Genomic DNA, 23,339 nt, shown 5'->3' on the forward strand with positions numbered 1-23,339 from the left:
CAAACTCCAAGTTTTGTAAGGATGTTTTGCGAAAAAGGACAATATTCCTACTTACTTCAATTCTACAACCGTTGCCCCGGTTCCACCCTCGGAAATATCTGCAAATGTAAATGACAGGACAGAACGATGATGCTTCAAATAATCCTGTAAGCCCTGTCGCAGTGCCCCCGTCCCCTTGCCGTGAATCACAAGGATCTTGGACAGCCCAGTAAACACTGCATCATCGATAAATTTTCCGAGGACGGCCTCCGCCTCTAGGACGGTCATGCCGCGCACGTCGATCTCTGGTCGAATCTCTGCCGTTTTCTGTGCAATCGATGTTCCGACATGCACCTTGGTATTCTTCTTTGGTTTTTTTCGCGTGACAAATGTGCACGCACTCATCTTGACGATGGTACGCAGTCCACCCACCTGAACAGTGAGTTCCTTGCCTTGAACAGACAGGACCGTTCCCTCCTGTGCAAGACTTTCGATATAGACAATATCGCCGCTCCGAATATCGTCGGGGCGGATTGTTTTTCCGACCGCCGGATTTTTTTGCAGAGAATCCTGGATATACGCCTCGTCCAGTCGGTTTCTTGCCTCCTGAATCACCTTGCGCCGCTCCTTCACCCCGTGATCATCAAACTGGTCCTTGAGCGACTTGATCGTTTCCTCTGCGCTGCGCCGCGCTTCACGAACGATGTTGTTCGCCTCTTCACGCGCCTTATGCAGAAGTTCCTGCCGCGTATTTGAGAGCGTTTCGCGTTCGGCACGGAGACGAGCCTCCACGGATTTTATCTCCGCCTCTTTATTACGCAGTTCGCGGTTTTTGGTCTCGTAATCCTGCTTTTCCCGTTCGAGTTCGTTGACAACATGTTCAAAATGCGTGTGTTCCTCACTGATATAGATCTCAGCACGCGCGACAATATCCTGCGGCAGACCGAGCTGACGGCTGATGGAAAAGGCGTTGCTCGCCCCGGGAATTCCGATCAGAAGCCGATAGGTCGGGCGCAGTGTCTTGAGATCGAACTCGACGGAGGCATTTTCAATCCCCGACTCTGCATAGGCATAGGTTTTTAATACAGCATAATGCGTTGTGGCAACCACAGCAATGCCCTGCTGCAAAAAATGTGCGATGATACTGCGTGCAAGAGCAGCCCCCTCATCCGGATCGGTGCCCGCCCCGACCTCGTCCAGCAGGATGAGGTCGCCCTGCTCCGCCTTGTCGATGATACGGACAATGTTCCGCGTATGCGCCGAAAAGGTGGAGAGGCTTTGCTCGATGCTCTGCTCGTCTCCAATATCCGCATAGATATTACGGTAAACGGGAATCTCCGAATCGGGTGCGGTCGGCAGGAAGCAGCCGGACTGTGCGAGCAGTGCAAGAAGACCAAGTGTTTTCATACTCACGGTCTTGCCGCCCGTGTTCGGACCTGTAATCAGCAGAATGGAAAAGTTCTGCCCGAGCTCGATGTCAATCGGTACAACCTTGTCCTTCGGGAGCAGCGGATGTCGTGCCCTCTTCAGATGAACGACACCGCTTTGATTCAATGTGGGCGGATACGCCTGCATTTCACGCGCAAGCCCCGCACGGGCAAAGATAAGATCCATCTCCGAGAGAATCGTGCAGTTCTCCGAAAGAATGCCTGCATTCTGTGCAATCTCAGTCGAGAGCTTCTGCAAGATCCGTTGAATTTCCTGCTCGCGTGCAAGCCCCATCTGCCGCACGGTATTGTTCAGCTCCACGGTCGCGAGCGGCTCTACAAAGAGTGTCGCCCCGCTGGCAGACTGATCGTGGATCACGCCCGGAAAATAATTGCGGTATTCCTGCTTGACCGGAATGACATAGCGCTCATCACGTACGGTGACAATGGCTTCCTGAAAGTATTTCTGATTCGCTGCATCGTGCAGGATCGCGGAGAGGCGCTCCTTGACGCGCGCCTGCGCCGTTTGAAGTTCGCGTGTGATCCTGCGCAGTTCAGGGCTGGCATCGTCACGGAAATTGCCGTGTTCATCAATGGTATCCTTGAGATGACGCTCCACCATGCCGAGAATTTCGATCGGTTTTGCCATCGTCTTCAGATGCGGGACATCCAATACGAGATCGCGAAAGAAGTATTTTACATTCCGCATCCCGCACATCGTACTCATCACGGAGCGCAGTTCATCGATCTCAAGAACAGCGCCCATCGACGCTTTTTTCAGCAGTGTACGCAGATCATAGATCCCCCCGAACGGCGGCGACTGCGTCTGCTGAACCTGTACCGCCTCCGCCGTCTCATGATGGAGGCGCACAACTTCGTCGTAATCTCCGCTTGGTATGACGCTGCGGCAAAGTTGCTTGCCGCATATGGTGGAGGCAAACGAAGCAAGCCAATTTGTGATTTTCCCGTATTCCAAAACCTTAAATGACTCAGTGTCCATGTGTACCTCTTATAAAATGCCGCGGAAATAATGCCCGCGCGTAATGTCTTTGCCCTCCTGCATACGCAGATATTCCTCATCTTCCTCGCAGCGCGGGGCTTTGCGCCTGAGTGCATCCCGATACATCCGAACGATGCTCTGCAATTCGCTGCAGGAAAGACCACGACCTTCGATCCGCAGGGTTGCAACCCCCATGCGCCGAAGCTGATGCACATAGGGAAGCAGGGACAGCTTTTTACTGTTGAGTATGTGCATACGACAGAACTGATCCGTCATCACAGGGAAATCCACATTCTTGCGGTCACGGAGGAAAAATTCCTGTCTACGGCATGGCATGGAGCATTTTCCCGTATCAAGCCCCCCGAGGAAGCTGCCCAAGACACAGTACTCCGAAATCATGAGCGGGAGACGCCCGCTGACAACCACGGTGAGCGAAATGGGACTATCCTTGACAAGACGTTCCATCTGTCTGCCGTTGAGTTCCGGTGACAGCGTTGCCTCGCCGAATCCATGCACATGCAGAAACCGAAGTGCAGACGGATTATAGGAGATCATCGAATAATCCGCATGGAGTGTCACGGGCACACGATCCCGCGCAAGGTATGCCGTTCCAATATGATGAACGTGCAAGGCTGCGGGCTGTTTCTCTCCAAAGCTCTCAAACAGACGGATCAGAGCCGCCTGCTCGTCCCCTCGTACAATGCGCGGTGTATTGTAGTCGATACGGATTCCACAGTCCTTCGCATAATCCCAAGCCGCCGCATAATCCCTCGGTTGGAGTGCCACTCCACGAAACGATTCCCCGCCGTAGAGAATGCCATCCGCCCCCGCAGCAACGGCGGCTTTCATCGCCTCCATGGCGTCGACAGCAACCATGAGTGTCGCCGGCTGCAGCGCACCAAAACCCGAGGATTGCACGAGCGAATCCACTGCGTTCTGCCGGGCGAAATGCACGCTGGAGGTACGGTTTTCCTCAAAGTGCTGTATACGCATCTCTTCCAGTGCGGAAATGGCGGAGCGACGCAGATTGTTCAGTTCACTGACCGGCACCATTACCGCATCATCCATATCACAGGAAAGCTCTGCAAGGGAAAACAATGTCGTACCAAGACGCCCCATCTGCTTTTCAGCGGTCTCGACCGTGAGCGGCCGATTGTTCGCCGAAACAACGATGTAGTCGCTTTCTGCCGTCGCTGTGTTCCCCTCATCGTCCGTAAGTGAGAGGCGCAGCCTTTCTCCAAGTCGCGCACGGAGAATGGCGCGAAGCGGGATGCGGTCACAGGAGTCGGCGTCATAGGAGCGCCTTGCCGCATTCATGAGTTTTGCATCATAGACCTTGAATACACGGTCATGAATGTGCACTTTTCCCCGAATTGGAAATGAAACAATCTCCCCCGCAGCAGCCTCCGCACATTCCTTTCCTCGTTGATCATATAGGTGCTCGATCTCAGCACTGACACGCCCGCCGACCTTGACCCAGAAATCCACCTGATCGTGTACGGCGAGTGCTCTGGTAAGCTTCATAGAAACCATCTGCGCAGCGTGATCATATGCCGTAACGCGTCCAATCAGAAGGCCGCGATTGTTTGGGCGACGGTCGCTCATCATATACCTGCCCTGTCGCTTTTCCATATATGCCGTTGTAAAATCACGATTGAACACCTGCGCCAGATGATCGCGATCTGTATCATCGACAGCATCCCTTTTAGGGTTGAGGTGGTGGTCAATCGCCTTGCGATAGGTATGCACAATCGTCGCAACATACTCCGGATGCTTCATGCGCCCTTCAATTTTGAGCGAATCAATCCCCGCATCAAGCAGCTGCGGAATGAGTTCGACGGCATTCAGATCGCGCGGTGAGAGAAGGAAGTTGCCGGCGGATTCGCCGAGCACGTCACTTCCCTTTGCATCAACCAGCGTATAGGGCAGACGGCAGGGCTGTGCACAGCGCCCACGATTTCCGCTGCGGCCGCCGATCATGCTGCTCATCAGGCACTGCCCCGAATAGCAGACACAAAGCGCACCGTGCACAAAGCTCTCGATCTCAGCACGGCTTTTCCTGCAGATATCCTGAATCTCGGCAATGGAGAGCTCACGCGCCAGCACCACACGCGAGAAACCGAGCTCCTCAAGCGCCTGAACACCTGCAATATTATGTACTGTCATCTGCGTGCTCGCGTGAAGCGGCATCTGCGGCACAATCTCCTTTGCCAGCCGCACTGCACCGAGATCCTGCAAGAGAATCGCATCCGCTCCCGCATCGTAGAGAAAGGAGAGGTACTCTTTTAATTGCGGGAGTTCTTCGCTGTCGACAATCGTATTGACCGCAACATGAACCTGCACATTTTTCAGATGCGCATGACGAATGACCTCCGCCATCGCATCTTCATCGAAGTTGGAGGCGTAGGCTCGTGCACCAAACATTTTTCCCGCCAGATAGACAGCATTCGCACCGTTTTCAACCGCCGCAAGAAACGCTTCCTTTGTCCCCGCAGGAGCGAGTAATTCAACCAATCCATTCAATCCTTTGCAGTATGCGAAAGTACAGAGACGTTCTGTTCCCCCATGTCAATATCGTCACGCGTCGCATCGTGTTCCACTATGTCCGCAGCAGCACGCATCTCCTCGAAAAGACGCAGCTGGTCGTCGTCCAACGTATCCTTTACATCATCCATATCAGGCAATGCAGGAAGATCCGCAATCTGCTCCAATCCAAATGCACGCAAAAACAGATCGGTCGTCCCGTAGAGAATCGGACGTCCGATCACCTGCTTGCGCCCCATTTCACAGATCAGCTCAAGTTCGAGCAAGCGCCCGATCGAACGCTCCGCACGAACACCGCGGATGTGCTCTATTTCCTGCTTCGTAATCGGCTGCTTGTAGGCAATGATGGAAAGCGTCTCCATCGCCGAGGACGACAGCGTCGGCTGCACTGTTTCCGACAGTTTCTTCACCCATGGAAAGGCATTCGGATGCGTCACAAGCTGATAGCCACCTGCAGATCTGCGCAAAAATATGCCACTCCCCCGATCCGACAGAATGTGTTCCAGCTGTGTCAGGGTCTCCTGTACCTCCCATTCGGGAGCTTCGATGATTTCAGCCAGTTTCGGCAGAGAGAGCGGAAGTCCGGCAGCAAACAGCACGGCTTCCAAAATACCCGCCCGACTAAGAGACTGCACGGCTTCCCTCCTTTTCCGAAATCACGATTTCATAGTAAAGATGCTCCTGCGAGAGATATACCATCTGCATCTTGGCAAGCTCCAAAAGTGCCAAAAATGCAGACAGCAGCTCCTCACGCGTCCCCGTGGGAAAGGCATCGCTCAGCTTGATCCTGCCGTTCCTGCGGCGCAGCAGTGTGAGGATATCCGACATCTTGTCCTGCACACGGTATTCCTCCGCAGATACAACGATTGCCGGAATCACAGGCTCCTCACGAATGCGCTGCACATCGGCAAAGATCCGCATAAGGGACTCGGCCGACAGCCCCGTAATCGGAAGACGATGTGCGGGAAGCGGCATCGGGGCACGCTCCACGTAGGGGCTCTGCGCATCGCTCAGAGAAAAGAGAATGGACGATACCTCTTTGAAGCATCGGTATTCGAGCAAACGCTCCACGAGCTCCATGCGCGGATCTTCTTCCGTCTCCTCCTCCGCATTGGTCTTCGGCAGCAGCATACGCGATTTGATCCGCAGAAGGGTCGCCGCCATCACCAAAAACTCACTCGCATATTCAATGTCAAATTGATACAGTGTATCGATGTAGTCAAGATACTGACGTGTCAGGTCTGCAATAGGAATATCATAGAGATCGATCTTATTCTTTTCAATCAGATGCATGAGGAGATCCATCGGCCCCTCAAACGCATCCAATTTCACAAGGTAATCTGTCGCCATAGAGGAGCCTAGAACAGAAGAATGCTGCCGACGATCTTATAGACACTGTATACCAATTGAAAAAGCGGCATCAGGACAACACTTAGCAGAGGTGTTGCAATGAACACAATCATAATGAGCAGACTGTATCGTTCGATCGACTGATAGCGATAGGCGAGATCCGGCGGAAGCAGGTTGCGCAGAATGTGCGAACCATCGAGCGGCGGAATCGGGAGCATGTTAAAGATTGCAAAGTTGACATTGTAGACGAAAATCATCTGAATGATCCCATAGGTAATGGAAGAAACGTCAACATTGTGCGTGCGGATGAACAGGATGATGTAGAATGCAATGAACCCAAGGAGCAGATTCATCGCAGGGCCTGCGACGGACACGAGAATATCATCCCGTTTCGGCTGGCGAAAATTACTGGGATTGACCATCACGGGTTTCGCCCAACCAAACCGTACGAGAAACAGCATAATCAACCCGATTGGGTCAATATGTGCACGCGGATCAAGCGTCAGACGGCCCATAAGGCGCGGCGTAAAATCCCCGAGCGATACAGCAGCGCGTGCGTGTGCGTACTCGTGAAACGTCATGGCAATGATGAGCCCGGGGATTCCGAGCAGCATCTCTTCAAAGTTAAATCCGAACATACACTTCTCCCACTCATTAGCCACGCAGACGTTCTTCTGCCATCATCAGCGAGATGATCGTCTTCGAGTCTATAATCTCCCCCGACTTCACCATTGCCAGCGCATCGGAGAACGGTATTTGAACGACGTTGACAAATTCGTCCTCGTCGGTGTGCTGTGTACCGACCGAAAGCTCCCGTGCGAGGTAGAGATGGATGTACTCATTGGAAAAACCAACTGTCGTCGCGATCACGGTCAGTTTATCATAGTTCTCCGCCGTGTAACCGGTCTCCTCCGACAGCTCACGCCGCGCACAATGCAGAGGGTCTTCGCCCACCATATCGAGCTTCCCCGCCGGAACCTCGAGAGTCACCTTCCCGATGGGATAGCGGAACTGACGCACCAAGATGACATTGCCGTTTGGCAGGACAGGCAGCACCGCCGCTGCCCCCGGATGGTGGATCCACTCGCGGACGGACTCTTTCCCATTCGGCAAACGCACCACATCACGGCGCACATGGAGCAGCGTCCCGTCAAAAATATTCTCACTGCTGCATTTTACTTCTACAAGATCCTCATACATGGCGGATCCCCCTCCCATCAAACATACACAAGACTTTATTCCTGTGTTTCATCCGCACGTTTTACAAACAGGGCACTCACAAAATCCTCCGCATGGAAGGGGCGAAGATCATCCATCCCCTCACCAACGCCGATCCACTTGATCGGGATGGAGAGCTGTGACTTGATTCCAATCGTCACGCCGCCCTTTGCCGTTCCGTCCAGTTTCGTGAGAACAACTCCTGACACAGGTGCTGCCTGTGTAAAAAGCTCCGCCTGACTGATCGCATTCTGCCCCGTGCCTGCATCGAGAACCAGCAGTGTCTCATGAGGTGCCGCAGGAATCTCGCGCCCAATCACGCGGTAGATCTTCTCAAGCTCCTGCATCAGGTTCGACTTGGTCTGAAGTCGCCCTGCCGTATCGACAATGACAATGTCGATATTGCGCGCCTTTGCCGCCTGCAGTGCATCAAAGACAACGGCAGCAGGGTCTGAGCCCTCACCGTGCTTGATGACCTGAGCATCGGCACGCTTGCCCCAGATCTCAAGCTGGTCGATGGCAGCCGCACGGAATGTATCCGCGGCTGCAAGCAATACAGATTTCCCCTGTCTGCGATAATAGGCACTCAGCTTCCCGATCGTCGTCGTCTTGCCAACACCGTTCGTACCGACCACGAGCAGCACTGTCGGTCCTTGTTCCGCCATGTGAAATGTATTCTCACCCGCTTCAAGGATGCGAACAATTTCCTTTTCCAAAAACGGAATCAGATCCTCGGGCGTACGGATCTCCTTCTGCTTGATGCCCTTGCGTACTGCAGTGATGAGCATCTCCGTCGTCTTGACGCCCACATCCGCCATCAACAGGGTCTCCTCAAGATCATCAATGAGTTCATCGTCAATATCAGCATATCCGATGATAAGCCGTTCAATATTATGTGTGAAGTTCTCGCGTGTTTTCGTCAGGCCTTTTTTGAGCCGATCAAAGAATCCCACAGTAACTCCTTCCTGTGCTATGCGGTCTGCTCCGCTTCATAATCCTTCAGACGTATGGAGAGGACCTTGGAAACCCCCGCATCCTCAACCGTAACACCGTACATGGTATCCGCCACACGCATAGTCCCCTTTCGGTGCGTTACAACAATGAACTGTGTGTTGACGGAGAACTCTTTCAGGAAATCGCCAAACCGCGAGACATTCGCCTCATCGAGTGGCGCATCAATCTCGTCCAAAATGGAAAACGGCGAAGGGCGATACCGCAGGAATGAAAAGAGAAGTGCAATGACGGTGAGTGCTCGCTCGCCGCCCGAAAGAGCCGATAGGTTCTGCCGTTTCTTATCGGGCAGGGTCACAAGGATCTCAACTCCGCTGCTCAGTATATCGTCTTTATCGGTCAGACGCAATTCCGCAATGCCGCCGCCAAAGAGACGCACGAAAATCTCGTTAAAATACTCCTGAATCTGGCGGAACGCCTCACGAAACGTGCGCGTCATATCCTGATCGATCTTTTGGATGATCTGCTCAATATCCTGTTTTGCGGCTCTCAAATCCGCAATCTGCTTCTCTTCCTCTTCGTACCGCGCCTTCTTCTCCGCATACTCCTCAACGGCATTGGGATTCACCGCACCGAGCGCACGAATCGCGGTATCAAGAGCGCGCAGACGCTCTTTCAAGACATCCGGATCTGCATCCTGCATAATCTCTGCAGCCGCAGTCTCGGGTGTCCGTCCAAAATCCGAAAGGAGCGTCCCACGGCAATCTCCCAGACGTATGCGAATGCCCTCCAGACTGTTGTCGCATCGATGCTGCTTGATACGGATATCCTCAATCCGTGCAACAGCACTCTTGATGGCACTGTCCAACATCCGACTCTCAGCCTCATGCGCCAATCGCTGATCCTTCAGCTCTTCGCCGCGTCTCTCACGTTTTTGGAACACCGCATCATGACGCTCAATCTCGCTCGTCAGTTCAGCAAGGCGATCCTTGTCCCTTTGCAGCTCATCGGCAAGCAGTGCATCCTGTGTGGTAAGGTCCTTCAGTGTGCGTTCTGCTTCTGCAAGGTCGAATGTACGGGATTTGCGGTTGCGCGTGCGCGTCTCGATCTCCGCCGAAAGAGCCGCAATCGAAACATCCAGCCCGTGTAAACGCTCCTCATATCCCTGCTGCTCATTCCGCAGCTCCACGCACCGATGACCGCTCTGCTCGGCTGCCTGTGTAAAGCGTTCCTCATGTGCCTCACAGCAGGAAATGTGACGTTCCATGCGCATCTGTATCTGCATGAGCTTCGCGCCGCTTGCCAGACGCTCCTCTTCCGCTCGCTCCATCTCATGAAGGGCGTTTGCCTGATCTGCAATGCGTTCCTTTAGAATATCGCATTTTCCACGCAGTTCCATGAGTTCCTGTGCCAGACGCTCCGCCGCAGCCCTTTGGTCCGCAGATTGCCCTCTCTTTTCCTTGAGCAGATGTCTTTGCTGCTCCAACGAGGAATGCAGCTCTTGATGCGCGGCCTCCTGCTCCTGCAGACGGCTGTGCAGGGCCTCGATGTCCGTGCGGCGGTTCAGCAGTGTGGATCGCTCCTTCTTGCGTCCGCCGCCCGTGAGCGAACCGCCCGGATTTAGGAGCTCGCCCGTGAGCGTCACAATGCGGAGGCGATAGCCCTCCTGTTTTGCTGCAATCAGAGCATCATCCAAGGTCTCCATCACAAGCGTCTGAGAGAGCAGATGATCCGCGACCCGCTGAAACTTTCCCTCTGCCTGAACCAGCGTATTCGCCCATCCGATGACACCGTGATAGCGTCCGAGGTTGATCTCACGGGGCGGGCGCACGGTAATCGTCGTCAGCGGAAGAAAGGTGACGCGTCCGCCGTTCTTTCGCTTCAAATACGATATGGCAGACTTCGCCGTATCCGTATCCTCCGTGACGACATTCCGCACACTCCCGCCGAGAGCCACGTCAATTGCCGTAAGATAACGCTCCGGGATGCGAATGAGATCGGCGACCGTTCCCGCGATGCCGCGCCGCCACCCCTCCGTCGCCTGCAGGACGGTCTGCACATCCCGCCCGAAGCCCTCATGGCTGTCCTGTATCCGCCGCTGAAAGTCAAGATTCTGTCGGAGGCGAAGGAGCTCCGCATCCGACTTTCGAAGCTGTGCCTCGCCATACTCAATCACACTGCGCAGTTTCTCAATGTCCTCATAAAGACGACTCTGTCCCTGCGATATGCTCTGCAAATTCTTTTCGGACTGTGCGAGCGTGTGATTTTTGCGCTCACATTCTGTCTGTGCCTCCACAAGGGCTGTGCGACGACGCTCGATTTCCTCCTGCCGACGCTCCTTGCTCTCATCCCCCTGCTCCGCAGCGTTCCGCGCAACTGCAAGCCGCTCCCTCAGGCGTGCCAGTACACACTGTACGGCTGTGCGCGATGACGCGTGCTGCGCCATCGTCCGTTCCTCATTGGAAAGCTCCGCCTGCACACATGCAATTTCCTGCTGCACGTCCGTTTGCTCCGCTTTTTTTTCCTGTATCACAGTGTTCTGCTGTGCCAAGATCGCATCGATTTGGGCAATTTCCTGCTCCGTTGCCTGCTTCTTTGCAACGGCAGATTGACGCATCCCCTCAACGTCCGTTTTGCGCTTGGAGCCTTGATCCTGCCGCCCCTTGATGTGGGATTCCTCCTGCCGGAGCACGTCCAGTTTCTCCTGCTGTCTGCGGAGCTTTCGGGTGTTCTCCTGCATGCGCCCGTCAATCAGCGCAATGTCCGCCTCGAGCGCATTCTTTTTCTCCTCAGCATCCCTGCGCGCGCGCATCTCGCGTGCCTCCTCCGCACGATGCTCGTTCAGGGTCTGTGTAAGTCCGTCCTGTTCCTGTATGAGTCTGTCATGCTGCTGCACAAGCGAGGTAAGCTGATATTTTCGCCGCTCCGCATCGAGCTGGCGAAACCGCATCGTTTTTTCCGCCTGCACAGCAAGCGGCTCAAGCTCCGCTGCCTGGGCATACATGATATCGTTTAGGCGAACGAGATCGCCCTCGTTCTCACGCAGTTTGCGCAGAGCCTCCTGCTTCCGTGCGCGGTACTTCGTAATGCCTGCCGTCTCCTCGAAGAACACGCGACGCTCCTCGGGGCGGCTGTCCAGGATGTCATTCAATCGGTTCTGTCCGATGATGCTCATGCCATCGTGACCAATTCCCGTATCCGCAAAGAGCTGATAGATGTCCTTGATACGGCAGCGCGAATCATTCAGATAAACTTCGCTGTCGCCGTTTCGATAAAGGCGGCGCTTCACGACGACCTCATCGTAGTCGATGGGCAGTTTCTTATCCGTGTTGTCAAAAACCAGTACAACCTCGGCCACACTGAGCGCACGACGCGCGGCAGAGCCGGCAAAGATGATGTCTTCGGAGCGCAGCCCGCGCAGCATACGAATATTCTGCTCGCCCAGAACCCAGCGAACGGCATCCGTGATATTGCTTTTGCCGCTCCCATTCGGTCCCACGACTGCAGTAATCCCCTGATCGAATTGGACGACAATCCGCTCGGCGAATGACTTGAATCCGTACGCTTCCAAGCGCTTTAACTGCACACAATGCACCTGCCTTTACAAATTAGTCCACTCATTATAACAGAACACATGGGAAATTTCAAAAAACGGTATCTTCCGTAAATAAATTATGTTATAATGAGAGCATTCGTGAGATGTTTTTTCTTTAATAGGGGGTAATCACATGCCACTTGTCGGAACAAAAGAAATGTTTAAGAAAGCCTATGAGGGCGGCTACGCCATTGGAGCTTTCAACGTCAACAACATGGAGATCGTTCAGGGCATCACCGATGCTGCGGGAGAGCTCAAATCCCCTCTGATTCTTCAGGTCTCTGCGGGTGCACGCAAGTATGCGCGCCATGAGTATCTGGTTCATCTCGTCAAGGCAGCTCTCGAAATCAACGACATTCCCATCGCTCTGCATCTCGATCACGGTGCGGACTTCGATATCTGCAAGTCCTGCATCGACGGCGGCTTCACGTCCGTCATGATCGACGGCTCCCACCTCCCGTATGACGAGAATGTCGCACTTGCAAAGCGCGTCGCCGAGTACGCACACGCACACGGCGTTGTCGTCGAGGCAGAGCTCGGTCAGCTTGCAGGCATTGAGGACGATGTCAATGTCTCGGCAGAGGATGCGTCCTACACGAAGCCCGAGGAAGTACAGGACTTCGTCGAGAAGACGGGCGTTGACTCGCTTGCAATTGCAATCGGAACATCGCACGGTGCATTCAAGTTTACGCCGGATCAGTGCACACGCAACGCAGATGGCGTTCTCGTTCCGCCCCCGCTCCGCTTCGACATCCTTGAGGAGATCGAGAAGCGCATCCCCGGCTTCCCCATCGTTCTGCACGGCGCTTCCTCCGTCATTCCGAAGTATGTGAAGATCATCAACGAGAACGGCGGACATATGCCGGATGCCGTCGGCATCCCCGAGGATCAGCTGCGCCGCGCGGCAAAGTCCTCCGTCTGCAAGATCAACATCGACTCCGACCTCCGTCTTGCGATGACGGCGGGCATCCGCGAGCACTTCAAGAAAGAACCGTCCCACTTCGACCCGCGCCAGTATTTGACCGATGGCCGCAGCTACATCAAGGAGCTCGTCACCCACAAGATCAAAGAGGTGCTCGGCTCTGACGGCAAAGCCGCCGAGATCCAGGCACTCCTCAACAAGTAAGATTACGCCTATGATATAACAACGTAAATGCGATATGACCTTATTTCGTGCTCAGCATGGAATAAGGTCATATTTTTCCCTATTCCCTGTTTATGGATACATCGGTTACTGGACAGTGTTCCATTTTCATTGTATAATGCGTTCAGCATTCGCCATTATGGGAATCATACTAATACCATAGGGGGACATTATATGGCACTAATTGTTAAGAAATTTGGCGGAAGTTCCGTTGCAACACCTGAAAAAATCAAAAATGTAGCAAAGCGAATCTTGAGTGAAAAAGCCCCCGATGATCGCATTGTCATGGTAGTATCGGCCATGGGTGACACGACGGATGATCTCATCGCGCTTGCTGGCGAGGTAGTGGAGAGCCCCTACCAGTATGCGCGCGAGATGGATATGCTCATGACAACAGGAGAACAGGTCTCCATCGCACTCCTTGCGATGGCATTCCGCTCGATGGGACAGCCTGCCGTTTCCCTCACGGGAGCGATGGCTGGAATGCGTACGGACAGCGCACATACGAAGGGGCGTATTCTAGGCCTTGAGCCAAAGCGTGTGCACGAGGAGCTGGACAAGGGCAATATCGTTGTCATTGCGGGATTCCAAGGAACGGATGCGGAAGGAAATCCCGTGACCCTCGGACGCGGCGGCTCAGACACTTCCGCTGTCGCGATTGCGGGTGCGATCGGTGCAGATACTTGTGAGATCTTCACGGATGTCGACGGGATCTATTCCGCAGATCCGCGCATTGCAAAAGGTGCACGCCGTATGCGTGAAATCACCTACAACGAAATGCTTGAGATGGCGCGTCTCGGTGCGGGTGTCATGCAGCCGCGCTCTGTGGAAATGGGGCAGCTCTATGGTATCCCCATTCATGTTCGCTCGACCTTTACCTCGGAGCCTGGTACCATCATTAGGGAGGAATATACAGTGGAAGAAAAGTCCTTTATCATTCGCGGTGTCACGCATGACGAGCAGGTCTCCAAGATCACCGTTCTCGGGGTTTCCAATGTTCCCGGTGTCGCACACAAGATTTTCTCTGCACTTGCAGATGCCAACATCGACGTGGATATGATCGTGCAGAGCATTCGCAGTGCCGAATCCAATATGACGGATATGGTCTTTACCGTCGCCACCATCGATGCGGAGGAAGCAAAACAGGTCGTCGAGGGCATCTCTGCAGAGATCAAGGCATCCGCCGTCGCCATTGACAACGATGTCGCGAAAATCTCAATTGTCGGTGCGGGAATGCTTGGCAGCCCCGGAATTGCCTCACGTATGTTCGGCGCACTCTCGAACGCAGACATCAACATTGAGATCATCAGCACGTCGGAGATCAGTATCTCCTGTCTCATTAAGGGCGGCAGTGTGAAGGATGCAGTCAACCGCATCCACGATGAGTTCTTCCCGAACGCATAAGAATACTTGTATACACCCACGTATCCTGTGGACATAAACAGAACAACGCGCTATCATCATAGTGCATTTTAGGGAAAGCACGGATTGAAGCTCTGCCGCTCTGTCGGAGGGTTTTACTCAATCCGTGCTTTCAGAACAAAAAGGAGAGCGTATTCATCATGGCAATTCAAATGGCTGCGTCCCATGCCGCTTCACGGAGACTCAAGGACGCAATTTTCGGTGCTGCTGCAGCGTGCCGCGCCGCCATCGTCGAACACGGCGAGGAACGCGTTGTGAACGCAACCATTGGGGCGGTGATGGACGATGCCGGAAAACTCGCCCATCTCCCTACAGTCGAGCGTGTCTTCCGCTCCCTGCCCATTGAGGATTATATTGCCTACGCACCGATCTCGGGGCTTCCGGAATATCTGGAGGCAGCGATCGACATCACCTTTGCCGGAAACCGTCCCGCAGGATATCTTGGTGCGCTTGCAACCGCAGGCGGAACGGGTGCACTGCGTACCGCTGTCGACAACTATGTGGAAAAGGGCGATCAGGTGCTCACCTCAGATTGGTTCTGGGGAACGTACAATGTCATCTGTCAGGAACTTGGCTCCTCTGTGACAAACTTCCAACTCTTTGATGAGTTGAACAACTTCAACCATACGGCGTTTGCCGCATCGGTCGATGCGCTCCTCAAGAAACAGGAAAGTCTGCTCATCATCCTCAATACACCGGCGCACAATCCGACAGGGTACAGCCTCTCCTCCGAGGACTGGGATCATGTGCTGGACTGCGTAAAAAAACACGCCGCCGCAGGAAAGAAAATCCATCTGCTCGTCGACATCGCCTACATTGACTTTGCGGGAGAAAAGCACGAAGCACGCGCCTTTATGCAGAAGTTCTCCAATCTGCCGGAAAACATCTTGACGCTCTTTGCCTTCTCCATGTCCAAGGCATACACATTCTATGGACAGCGCTGCGGTGCACTGATTGCACTCTCTTCGAGCAAGGCAGTCATCGACGAGTTCGGCGAAATCAGCAAGTATGCGGCACGCGCGACGTGGTCGAACATCAACCGCGGTGCGATGACCCTCCTGACGCGTATCCAGCAGGACAAGACCTCCTATGCCTCGTACGAGGCGGAACGCGATGCGCTCTATCATCTCGTGCAGGAACGCGGCGATATCTTTATGCAGGAAGCGGCACAGTGCGGACTTCCCGCACTCCCCTATAAGGGCGGTTTCTTCCTCGCCATTCCTGCCGCAGATCCGCAGGCGGTCTGCAACCTGCTCCACGAAGATCTCATTTTCGCTGTACCTCTGAAAATGGGCGTACGTATTGCGGCTTGTTCCGTGCCAAAGACAAAAATGTGCGGCATCGCAGAAAAAGTAAAGCACGCAATGGATAAAATGCCTTGACATTCCAGTCAAAATTTTTTAGAATAGCGACGTGTGATATTTTTCATGTGTCCATTAGCCCCGGAGGCATGAGCAGATATTGCATCAACTCTACATATTGAATGCTCTTACTCTCATAGGGGGGAATTACGTGAAAACCACGGTTATGGCAAAAGCCGCCGATATTGAACGCAAGTGGTATGTTGTAGATGCCGAGAATCAGACAGTCGGTCGTCTTGCGGCAGAGATTGCAAAGGTTCTGCGCGGCAAGAACAAGCCCATCTACACACCGCACGTCGATACCGGCGATTATGTCATCGTTATCAATGCTGAGAAAGTCAAGTTCACGGGAAAGAAGCTGACGGACAAAACCTACTTCCGTCACTCCGGCTACCAGGGCGGCACGACCTTTACGACTGCCGGCCAGATGCTCGACCGCTTCCCGACCCGCGTCATCGAACACGCTGTCAAGGGTATGCTGCCGAAGAACAGCCTCGGCGCACAGATCTTCCGTAAGCTGAATGTTTACGTCGGTCCCGAGCATCCCCACGCAGCACAGAAGCCCGAACCGCTGGCGTTTGATATTCGCTGAGTTTCGTAAAAGGAGGAATCTGTTCGATGGCACAAGTCACTTACTACGGCACGGGTCGCCGCAAGACCTCGGTTGCACGCGTTCGCCTCGTTCCGGGCGACGGCAAGGTTACGATCAACGGTCGTGAGATGGCAGAGTACTTTGGTCTCAAGACCCTTGAGCTGATCGTTCGTCAGCCACTCAACCTGACGGAGACGGTCGATAAATACGATGTCATTGCCAACGTATCCGGCGGCGGTGCGTCCGGTCAGGCCGGTGCAATTCGCCACGGCATTACGCGCGCACTCATCGAGATGGATGCAGAGCTGCGCCCTGCCCTCAAAAAGGCGGGCTTTGTCACACGCGACCCGCGTGAGAAAGAGCGCCGCAAGTATGGTCTCAAGAAGGCGCGTAAGGCATCCCAGTTCTCAAAGCGTTAATCCACACGAGCTGCAATATAAAATCCCTTTCTCTTATGAGAAGGGATTTTTTGTTTGACTTTTTTGCGTTTTTAACATATTATATTGATAGAATAACTATGTTTTACTGAAAGAGGATGAGTCAATGAAGATCTCCGCAAAGGGTCGCTACGGCATTGCCGCAATGGTGTATCTCGCACGCAACTACGATGCCTCCTCCCCCATTACAATCATCAGCATATCAGAACATCTTGGCATCTCCAAGATCTATCTTGAGCAGGTTTTCTCCCTCCTCAAGCGCAGCAACCTTGTGAATTCAATCAAGGGCTCGCAGGGCGGCTACCAGCTCTCGCGCCATCCGCGTGAGATCAGTGCCTATGATATTCTCTCCTCGATTGAGATTTCACTGATCGAAAAGACCGGACCAGCGTCTGAAAAGATGGATCAGCTCAATCATATTCTTGCCCGCGAAGTCTTTAATGTACTTGACAAGAGCATCTATGAGACGTTGAACGCAATCTCTCTGGAGGATCTTCTGACAGCGTTGGACCGTGAGGAGAGCAACGAGAACCTGATGTACTTTATTTAAGAGAGAAGATCCATGTGCCAATAAATAGAAGCAGCCCGATACAGCCGCCGACAAGGGAACCGTTGACGCGGATCCAAAGAAGATCCTCCTCTACCTTATCATAGACAAGATGATTGAGCTCCTCATCGGTAAGACGTGACAGGACGTTCCCGACGATGACACCGACGAGCGTCTGTGCATGGAGCGCCGAGCGCGCCAAAAGATCATAGAGCACCTTGGTGATGATCTTCTGCAGTTCCATCCGTTCCTCAATCAGAAAGAGCATATGCTGATATTCGACGTGGAGAATGCTCTGCAAATGTGTGTAAAACGCCGGCATGTGTTCCGCAATCGGGTCAACCTCCCGTTGGAGATCCATCTGAAAATGGTTCCGCAGCCCTTGAAACAGTCGACCAAGGGTTTCCTCAATGGGCAGTTCACAGGCAAGTCGCTCCTGCAATTCACGTGCAAGACGCAGGAGCTCTGCATCCTGCCGAAGATCTCCAATGCAGTCATGGAGGAGTGCGATGGCATTTTCCTGTAGAGGAGAGTGTTCCCTGCCCAGCTCATTCAAGACATGGCAGGTATGACGCTGGATCAGCTCCGCCCCTTCGTCCAGATTGACTGTATTGGTCACCTCAAGCAACCGCGATAAAAAGCCATCGCCAATTTTCTCACGTTCAAGCTCCGCAAGCGCGTCTCGAATCGACTGTCGCGTCTCCTCCGTCGATACTTCCTGGGCAAGGAGGCAGGAGATGCGGACAAGAGCCTTTTGATCCCATTCGTTTGTGCGAAAGAGCGCATCAAAGCGATTCATGAGTTCAGATGGATCTTCACGCAGGAGGATACTCTTGAGCCGCTCCGCCAGATAGGCGATCGCCTTCTTATTTTTTTTCGCAAAAATGACGCACGAATAAAATGAAGAACGGTTCCCGTCATTCTCGTTTCTGTTGCCTCTTTGTGCAGAAACTCTTGGAGCATGGGAAACAGGTGAATTTTCTCGATATGACGAAAGATCTTCCGCCGCGAAAAAAATTCCTTTTGCACCATTACAACGATTGCATGGATAAAACTGTCCCGTCGCCGCGGCAGAATCGCCGTATGATACGGAAATCCGAGTGGTCTGCGAAAAAGTGCCGTAACCGCGAACCAGTCCGCAACACCACCGACCAGAGCCGCCTCGCTGACCATGAGCAGCCCATCCGTCCAGATCGCAGACGGAACGTGCAGATGCAGATACAGGGCGAACAGAAAAAAGAGCGCGGACGATACGAGAGCTGCATTTGCCTTATTCCATGTTCGGCTCATAGCCCCCACATCCTTTCCGCACATACCACGAGGAGCGATAACCCCATGCCGACAAAAGCACCGACAATAGCACCATTCACGCGAATCATCTGCAAGTCAGTCTGCACCTTCCCCTCGACAAAGACGATGAGTTCGTCCTCCGATTTCTGGTTCAGATAGTCACGTACGAATTCCGCAATCATTCCGTGGTGCTTCTCCACCTCTCCCGCAGCCAGATTTTTCATCCATCGATCTGCACGATTCTGCCAGCTCTCCGAATGGGCAAATACATCTATTTTCTCATTCAGGAGTTCCTTAACGTATGGAATCCAGAAGGGGTGACTGCCCTTCATCCGATGCTCAATAAAGTCGATCAGAATATTTTCGATCTCAATATGCTCGATCACATGAACCTTGTACCGATGGAGCACCTCATGCAGGCTCGGATTGGTACGAAGTGTAGTCACAAAGGAAACAAGTGCCTGTACCCCGTCTCTGTGACGGCGGTCATCGTGCTCCATCGCCGATTGCAGAATATCCGCCAACCGCTCAGTGAGCCACGCCGCAATCATCTCATCATCGAAGAAGGACAGAACGAAGGCGCGAAACATTCCATCACCCTCATATTCCGTGCGTATGGATGCGATGTTCTCACGGAGCATCTCCTGAAATACCTGCGTCTGAATGAGCTGCAGCCCCATGCGGATCAGCATATTGAAAATGCGGTCTGCGTGGGGCTTTTCAGTCAGCACATCCAATAGTTCGACGAAGCTGTCCTCCAAGGGGAGTGCATGAAGCGCCCGTATGACATACGGAGCAAGCTCTTTTGAAATACGACGGCTGTCCACATCGGCAGCAACGTGGCGCAGAATATCCACGGTCGCCTCGATGAGGCGTTCACGCCCTCCGCGATGCTCCAGATACTCCACGAGCAGTGCACCAATATCTTCTCGTTCGATAACCTCCATGATATTCTGCTTGCTCAGCAGATCATCAGCAGAGAACTGAACCAGTGACTCCATGATTCGCGCACGATTGCGCCGAAGGATATCCGTCCGATGCGATATGCCGAGCGGACGACCGAAGATTGCCTTCACCGCAAACCAGTCTGCAAGCCCCCCGATCGTCGCCGCCAAAAATCCGTGATGAATCGTTGAAACGAGGAGGGAACTCCCCTGCCCTGCCGTCCCAACTGCACCAAATACACTGACGGCAAGTGCCAGATTTGCCTGATTTTCCTTTCGCAAATCGATCGCCTCACAGTGCCTTCACAAGTTTTTTCAAGTATGACCGAAAATCTGTTCCGAGATCAGCACGCCGCAGCGCAAACTCAACCGTCGCTTGCAAGAAACCTAATTTATCCCCCAGATCGTAACGCTTGCCCTCAAAGTCATAGGCATAAACTTCCTCAGACTGCGCCAAGACCTTGAGTGCGTCCGTCAGCTGGATCTCACCGCCCTTGCCCGGCCTCGTCTCGCGGAGAATCGCAAAGATCTCGGGACTGATGATATAGCGTCCGAGCACAGCCATACGGCTGGGTGCTTCCTCAAGGGCAGGTTTTTCCACCATATCAAAGACGCGCATGAGGCGTGGATTCTCAAGTGTCTCTCCCGCAACAATGCCATACGAGGATACCTGCTCATCCGCCACCATCTGACAGCCGAGAACAGAGCCGCCGCGCTCCTCGTAGACATCGATCAGCTGGCCCAGTGCCGAGCGCTCCGGATGATAGACAACATCGTCGCCGAGGAGGACGGCAAAGGGCTCGTTACCGACAAAGCTCCGCGCACAGAGGATTGCATCGCCCAGACCACGCATATATTTCTGCCGTACATAGTGCACATTGACATCGGTTGTCTCCCGTACAAGATCCAGCAAGTCCTGTTTTCCCTTGCGTTCAAGTTCATGCTCGAGCGCAGGAGCCGAGTCAAAGTGATCCTCGATGGCACGCTTGCCGTGTCCACTGATGATAAGAATGTCCTCAATCCCGCTCTCCAATGCCTCTTCTACAATATACTGGATGGTCGGCTTATCCACAATCGGAAGCATTTCCTTTGGGGTCGCCTTCGTCGCAGGAAGAAATCGTGTTCCGTATCCTGCTGCCGGAATGACCGCCTTGCGTATGCGTTTTTTTTGCATCTCATCTACTCCATCCGTTATGTAAATAAAGCGCGAGGCACATTCTCGCGCTTTTCTATTTGCCGTGCTTGTTGATTCAGCGTTCCAGAATCTCAAGAATTGCTGCGCCGATTTCCGATGTCTTAGCACTCCCGCCAAGATCAGGCGTCAATGTTCTGCGTTCCACGAGCAAGGTTTCAATCGCCGAAAGCACACAGTCTGCCCATTCCTGTTCTCCGAGGAAGTCGAGCATTTGGCTGATCGACCAGATTGAAGCAAGTGGATTGGCAACCCCCTGTCCCGCAATATCAGGGGCACTTCCATGAATCGGCTCAAACATCGATGGATACGTTCGCTCAGGATTGAGGTTCGCACCTGCGGCAAGCCCCATGCCCCCCGCAATCGCCGCACCAAGGTCGGTCAAAATATCGCCGAACAGATTACTCGTCACAACAATTTCGAAACGCTTCGGGTCTTTGACAAAGAACATACTTGCCGCATCGACGAGGAGGCTGTGGGTCTCCACATCCGGGTACTCCCTACCAATCTCCGCAAAGATCTCATCCCAAAATACCATGGAGTAGCGCAGAGCATTTCCTTTGGAAATCGACGTGAGTGAGCGTTTCTCCCTCCGCGCAAGCTCATAGGCATAGCGAATGACGCGTTCACAGCCATGCCGCGAAAAAACACCTGTCTGGAGTGCCATCTCGCGCTCTGATCCCGCATAGAGATGCGCACCGACATTCGCATACTCACCCTCACTGTTCTCACGCACGACAATCATATTGATATCGTCCGTTGATACATCTGCGAGAGGGCACGGAGCGCCCTTTAGGAGACGCACGGGACGCAGATTGATATACTCATCGAACCCTCGGCGAATTTGCAGCAGCAGACCGCCAAGAGAAACATGATCGGGAACACCGGGATATCCGACTGCACCGAGATAGACAGCGTCAAAGTTCTGCAGTGTATCCAGCCCATCCGCCGGCATCATTTCGCCCGTTTTCAGGTAGTATTCACAGCCCCACGGAAAATCCTCGAAGGAGACCGAAAAACCGCCGTCCATCTTTGCAATACCGTCAAATACTTTTTTCCCCTCGGCAATAACCTCGGGACCGATGCCATCTCCTGCGATCACAGCAATATTAAAATATTTCATTGTTCTTCCCCCATATCCTGTGCGCAGTGATCAGAACGCCTCTGCGATGGTCTTGATGAGAAGTGCCTCCTGTTGACGCGGAAGATCACTCTGATGAAGCGCACGCCCAAATCCGATGAGGAAGTCAATCTTCTGAAGCCGTGTCAACGTCGTATTCTCGCGAAGCACCTTCGTAATCGCACGCATTCCCGCGACACTTGGGTCGTGCTGCAGCTGAACCTCCATCGCAAGCTGTCCTGCGAGGATATGACGGCGCACCTCATCCGAAACACCGGCAAGATCCTCCCCATTGTCCCGTATAACCTGACGAGGAGCAAGATCCGGAACACCGGCAGGACGTACAGAATGTTCAACAGATGGTGTCACATCTTTGACGGGAGCGGCAACGGGATGCTGCTCCACTGTACTCCCGAGCGCCCCAAAACGATCCGGCTGTTTGGGTGGTGCACCGTTTTCGGCAGGAGGTGTCAACGAGAACTGTTCGTGCGGAAGCTGAGGGTAGCGTGCGCGTGTTGGCCGCTGCTCCTGCCCAGACGCCGCAGCAGACCCCACTGCGGCGACTTCTGCGGAACCGGCCTGCATCTGCTCCGCAGAATGTTGTTGGACGTGGCTCTCCTGCATAGGAGTAGTCTGCCGCATCGTATGCACATCCGAAACCGGATGAGTCACGTCCTTACTGACCGCATTCATCTCAGTTCCACGCATAGAGGAATACTCTTCCGTTGGAACAGCCGTAGTCTTTGGTCTTGGCGGCGGTGCGGGACGATTCATATTCACATCCCCGACCAACTCCTGTACAGGGCGACCTTCTTTTGCCGCCTGCTTCTCTTCACGTCGAATATCCTCCGCTGTGATGATGACAGGCTTTGCCTTTTGTGCAGCAAGTGTAAATGATGGATCGTTATTGCGCGCGGCAATTCGCGCATCAACGCTCTCCCAACGGAGGCGTGCCGGCTGTAACGCCTTCACGGGGGCTGCTGCAGGTTGTGGCGCACTTCCCTTTTTCTGCGTAGAGATTGATGCCTCATAATGGTCAGGCGCGCTGTTTTCCTCCAGTGCTGGATGTTTTCCAGGGTCTGTAACCAGTCGATTTGCATGGAACAGATCCTGAGAATCCACCGTTCCCGGCGTCGCTGCAAACGCAGTACTTGAGGAAAGTGTCACAAGTACAGCTGCAGTCAGCATTGTTTTCTTTGACGACATCTTCATTGATATTTCTCCTC

Annotated in this window: 18 protein-coding genes and 1 pseudogene; 6 read left to right on the forward strand and 13 right to left on the reverse strand. The window is 53.6% G+C overall.

Features of this window, described 5'->3' with window-relative positions:
• Positions 1–51: 51 nt before the first annotated feature.
• The 8 genes from HMPREF9334_RS02805 to smc are packed head-to-tail and all read right to left on the reverse strand — an operon-like array spanning position 52 to position 12,055.
• Positions 52–2,406, reverse strand: a complete 2,355-nt coding sequence (locus tag HMPREF9334_RS02805; RefSeq protein WP_006691983.1) for an endonuclease MutS2 — start codon at positions 2,404–2,406, stop codon at positions 52–54.
• A gap of 9 nt (positions 2,407–2,415) precedes the next feature.
• Positions 2,416–4,920: a U32 family peptidase gene (locus tag HMPREF9334_RS02810; RefSeq protein ID WP_006691984.1), complete on the reverse strand. Its 2,505-nt coding sequence runs from the start codon at positions 4,918–4,920 to the stop codon at positions 2,416–2,418.
• 5 nt (positions 4,921–4,925) lie between these two features.
• Positions 4,926–5,585 (reverse strand): SMC-Scp complex subunit ScpB, encoded by a 660-nt coding sequence (gene scpB, locus HMPREF9334_RS02815; RefSeq protein ID WP_006691985.1) that lies wholly within the window; start codon positions 5,583–5,585, stop codon positions 4,926–4,928.
• Positions 5,572–6,300, reverse strand: coding sequence for a segregation and condensation protein A (locus HMPREF9334_RS02820; RefSeq protein ID WP_006691986.1), 729 nt, complete (start codon positions 6,298–6,300; stop codon positions 5,572–5,574). Before HMPREF9334_RS02820 ends, scpB begins: the two co-directional genes overlap by 14 nt.
• Positions 6,301–6,308: 8 nt before the next feature.
• Positions 6,309–6,938 carry a site-2 protease family protein gene (locus tag HMPREF9334_RS02825; protein ID WP_006691987.1) on the reverse strand — a complete coding sequence of 210 codons (630 nt, stop codon included), beginning with the start codon at positions 6,936–6,938 and terminating at the stop codon, positions 6,309–6,311.
• Between the two features lie 16 nt (positions 6,939–6,954).
• Complete coding sequence (locus tag HMPREF9334_RS02830) at positions 6,955–7,500, reverse strand: NUDIX domain-containing protein (protein ID WP_006691988.1); 546 nt, start codon at positions 7,498–7,500, stop codon at positions 6,955–6,957.
• Positions 7,501–7,535: 35 nt separating this feature from the next.
• The gene (ftsY, locus tag HMPREF9334_RS02835; protein WP_006691989.1) at positions 7,536–8,471 is read right to left on the reverse strand and encodes a signal recognition particle-docking protein FtsY; all 936 of its coding nucleotides are present in this window, start codon (positions 8,469–8,471) and stop codon (positions 7,536–7,538) included.
• 17 nt (positions 8,472–8,488) lie between these two features.
• Positions 8,489–12,055, reverse strand: coding sequence for a chromosome segregation protein SMC (smc, locus tag HMPREF9334_RS02840; RefSeq protein WP_039957169.1), 3,567 nt, complete (start codon positions 12,053–12,055; stop codon positions 8,489–8,491).
• A 142-nt stretch (positions 12,056–12,197) separates the two neighbouring features.
• On the opposite strand from smc, the gene fba reads away from it, so the two are divergent.
• The 6 genes from fba (at position 12,198) to HMPREF9334_RS02870 (ending at position 17,570) form a co-directional block, all read left to right on the forward strand.
• Positions 12,198–13,190, forward strand: a complete 993-nt coding sequence (gene fba, locus HMPREF9334_RS02845; RefSeq protein WP_006691991.1) for a class II fructose-1,6-bisphosphate aldolase — start codon at positions 12,198–12,200, stop codon at positions 13,188–13,190.
• Between the two features lie 192 nt (positions 13,191–13,382).
• On the forward strand, positions 13,383–14,612 hold the full coding sequence (locus HMPREF9334_RS02850; protein WP_006691992.1) for an aspartate kinase: 1,230 nt from the start codon (positions 13,383–13,385) through the stop codon (positions 14,610–14,612).
• A gap of 158 nt (positions 14,613–14,770) precedes the next feature.
• The gene (locus HMPREF9334_RS02855; RefSeq protein ID WP_006691993.1) at positions 14,771–16,012 is read left to right on the forward strand and encodes a pyridoxal phosphate-dependent aminotransferase; all 1,242 of its coding nucleotides are present in this window, start codon (positions 14,771–14,773) and stop codon (positions 16,010–16,012) included.
• 145 nt (positions 16,013–16,157) lie between these two features.
• Positions 16,158–16,583, forward strand: a complete 426-nt coding sequence (gene rplM / locus HMPREF9334_RS02860; RefSeq protein WP_006691994.1) for a 50S ribosomal protein L13 — start codon at positions 16,158–16,160, stop codon at positions 16,581–16,583.
• 26 nt (positions 16,584–16,609) lie between these two features.
• The gene (gene rpsI / locus HMPREF9334_RS02865) at positions 16,610–17,002 is read left to right on the forward strand and encodes a 30S ribosomal protein S9 (protein WP_006691995.1); all 393 of its coding nucleotides are present in this window, start codon (positions 16,610–16,612) and stop codon (positions 17,000–17,002) included.
• 124 nt (positions 17,003–17,126) lie between these two features.
• Positions 17,127–17,570 (forward strand): RrF2 family transcriptional regulator, encoded by a 444-nt coding sequence (locus HMPREF9334_RS02870; protein WP_006691996.1) that lies wholly within the window; start codon positions 17,127–17,129, stop codon positions 17,568–17,570.
• On the opposite strand, the pseudogene HMPREF9334_RS02875 reads toward HMPREF9334_RS02870, so the two are convergent.
• The 5 genes and pseudogenes from HMPREF9334_RS02875 to HMPREF9334_RS02895 form a co-directional block, all read right to left on the reverse strand.
• Positions 17,563–18,857, reverse strand: a pseudogene (locus HMPREF9334_RS02875) (DUF445 family protein). The gene HMPREF9334_RS02870 and the pseudogene HMPREF9334_RS02875 overlap by 8 nt on opposite strands.
• Complete coding sequence (locus tag HMPREF9334_RS02880; protein WP_006691999.1) at positions 18,854–20,083, reverse strand: DUF445 domain-containing protein; 1,230 nt, start codon at positions 20,081–20,083, stop codon at positions 18,854–18,856. Before HMPREF9334_RS02880 ends, HMPREF9334_RS02875 begins: the two are co-directional and overlap by 4 nt.
• A 10-nt stretch (positions 20,084–20,093) precedes the next feature.
• Positions 20,094–20,975, reverse strand: a complete 882-nt coding sequence (gene galU, locus HMPREF9334_RS02885; RefSeq protein ID WP_006692000.1) for a UTP--glucose-1-phosphate uridylyltransferase GalU — start codon at positions 20,973–20,975, stop codon at positions 20,094–20,096.
• A 76-nt stretch (positions 20,976–21,051) separates the two neighbouring features.
• On the reverse strand, positions 21,052–22,116 hold the full coding sequence (locus HMPREF9334_RS02890) for a tartrate dehydrogenase (protein WP_006692001.1): 1,065 nt from the start codon (positions 22,114–22,116) through the stop codon (positions 21,052–21,054).
• Positions 22,117–22,146: 30 nt separating this feature from the next.
• Positions 22,147–23,325, reverse strand: coding sequence for a flagellar biosynthesis protein FlhF (locus HMPREF9334_RS02895; protein WP_006692002.1), 1,179 nt, complete (start codon positions 23,323–23,325; stop codon positions 22,147–22,149).
• Positions 23,326–23,339: the final 14 nt, after the last annotated feature.

The organism is Centipeda infelix ATCC 43532, assembly GCF_000234095.1.
Taxonomy (GTDB): domain Bacteria; phylum Bacillota; class Negativicutes; order Selenomonadales; family Selenomonadaceae; genus Centipeda; species Centipeda infelix.

Excerpts from the sequence above, each read along its gene's own strand:
- galU (WP_006692000.1), bottom strand. The coding sequence starts at position 20,975 with ATGCAAAAAAAACGCATACGCAAGGCGGTCATTCCGGCAGCAGGATAC.
- rplM (WP_006691994.1), top strand. The coding sequence starts at position 16,158 with ATGGCAAAAGCCGCCGATATTGAACGCAAGTGGTATGTTGTAGATGCC.
- HMPREF9334_RS02830 (WP_006691988.1), bottom strand. The coding sequence starts at position 7,500 with ATGTATGAGGATCTTGTAGAAGTAAAATGCAGCAGTGAGAATATTTTT.
- fba (WP_006691991.1), top strand. The coding sequence starts at position 12,198 with ATGCCACTTGTCGGAACAAAAGAAATGTTTAAGAAAGCCTATGAGGGC.
- HMPREF9334_RS02895 (WP_006692002.1), bottom strand. The coding sequence starts at position 23,325 with ATGAAGATGTCGTCAAAGAAAACAATGCTGACTGCAGCTGTACTTGTG.
- HMPREF9334_RS02890 (WP_006692001.1), bottom strand. The coding sequence starts at position 22,116 with ATGAAATATTTTAATATTGCTGTGATCGCAGGAGATGGCATCGGTCCC.
- HMPREF9334_RS02855 (WP_006691993.1), top strand. The coding sequence starts at position 14,771 with ATGGCAATTCAAATGGCTGCGTCCCATGCCGCTTCACGGAGACTCAAG.
- HMPREF9334_RS02825 (WP_006691987.1), bottom strand. The coding sequence starts at position 6,938 with ATGTTCGGATTTAACTTTGAAGAGATGCTGCTCGGAATCCCCGGGCTC.
- rpsI (WP_006691995.1), top strand. The coding sequence starts at position 16,610 with ATGGCACAAGTCACTTACTACGGCACGGGTCGCCGCAAGACCTCGGTT.
- HMPREF9334_RS02805 (WP_006691983.1), bottom strand. The coding sequence starts at position 2,406 with ATGGACACTGAGTCATTTAAGGTTTTGGAATACGGGAAAATCACAAAT.
- HMPREF9334_RS02850 (WP_006691992.1), top strand. The coding sequence starts at position 13,383 with ATGGCACTAATTGTTAAGAAATTTGGCGGAAGTTCCGTTGCAACACCT.
- HMPREF9334_RS02870 (WP_006691996.1), top strand. The coding sequence starts at position 17,127 with ATGAAGATCTCCGCAAAGGGTCGCTACGGCATTGCCGCAATGGTGTAT.
- HMPREF9334_RS02820 (WP_006691986.1), bottom strand. The coding sequence starts at position 6,300 with ATGGCGACAGATTACCTTGTGAAATTGGATGCGTTTGAGGGGCCGATG.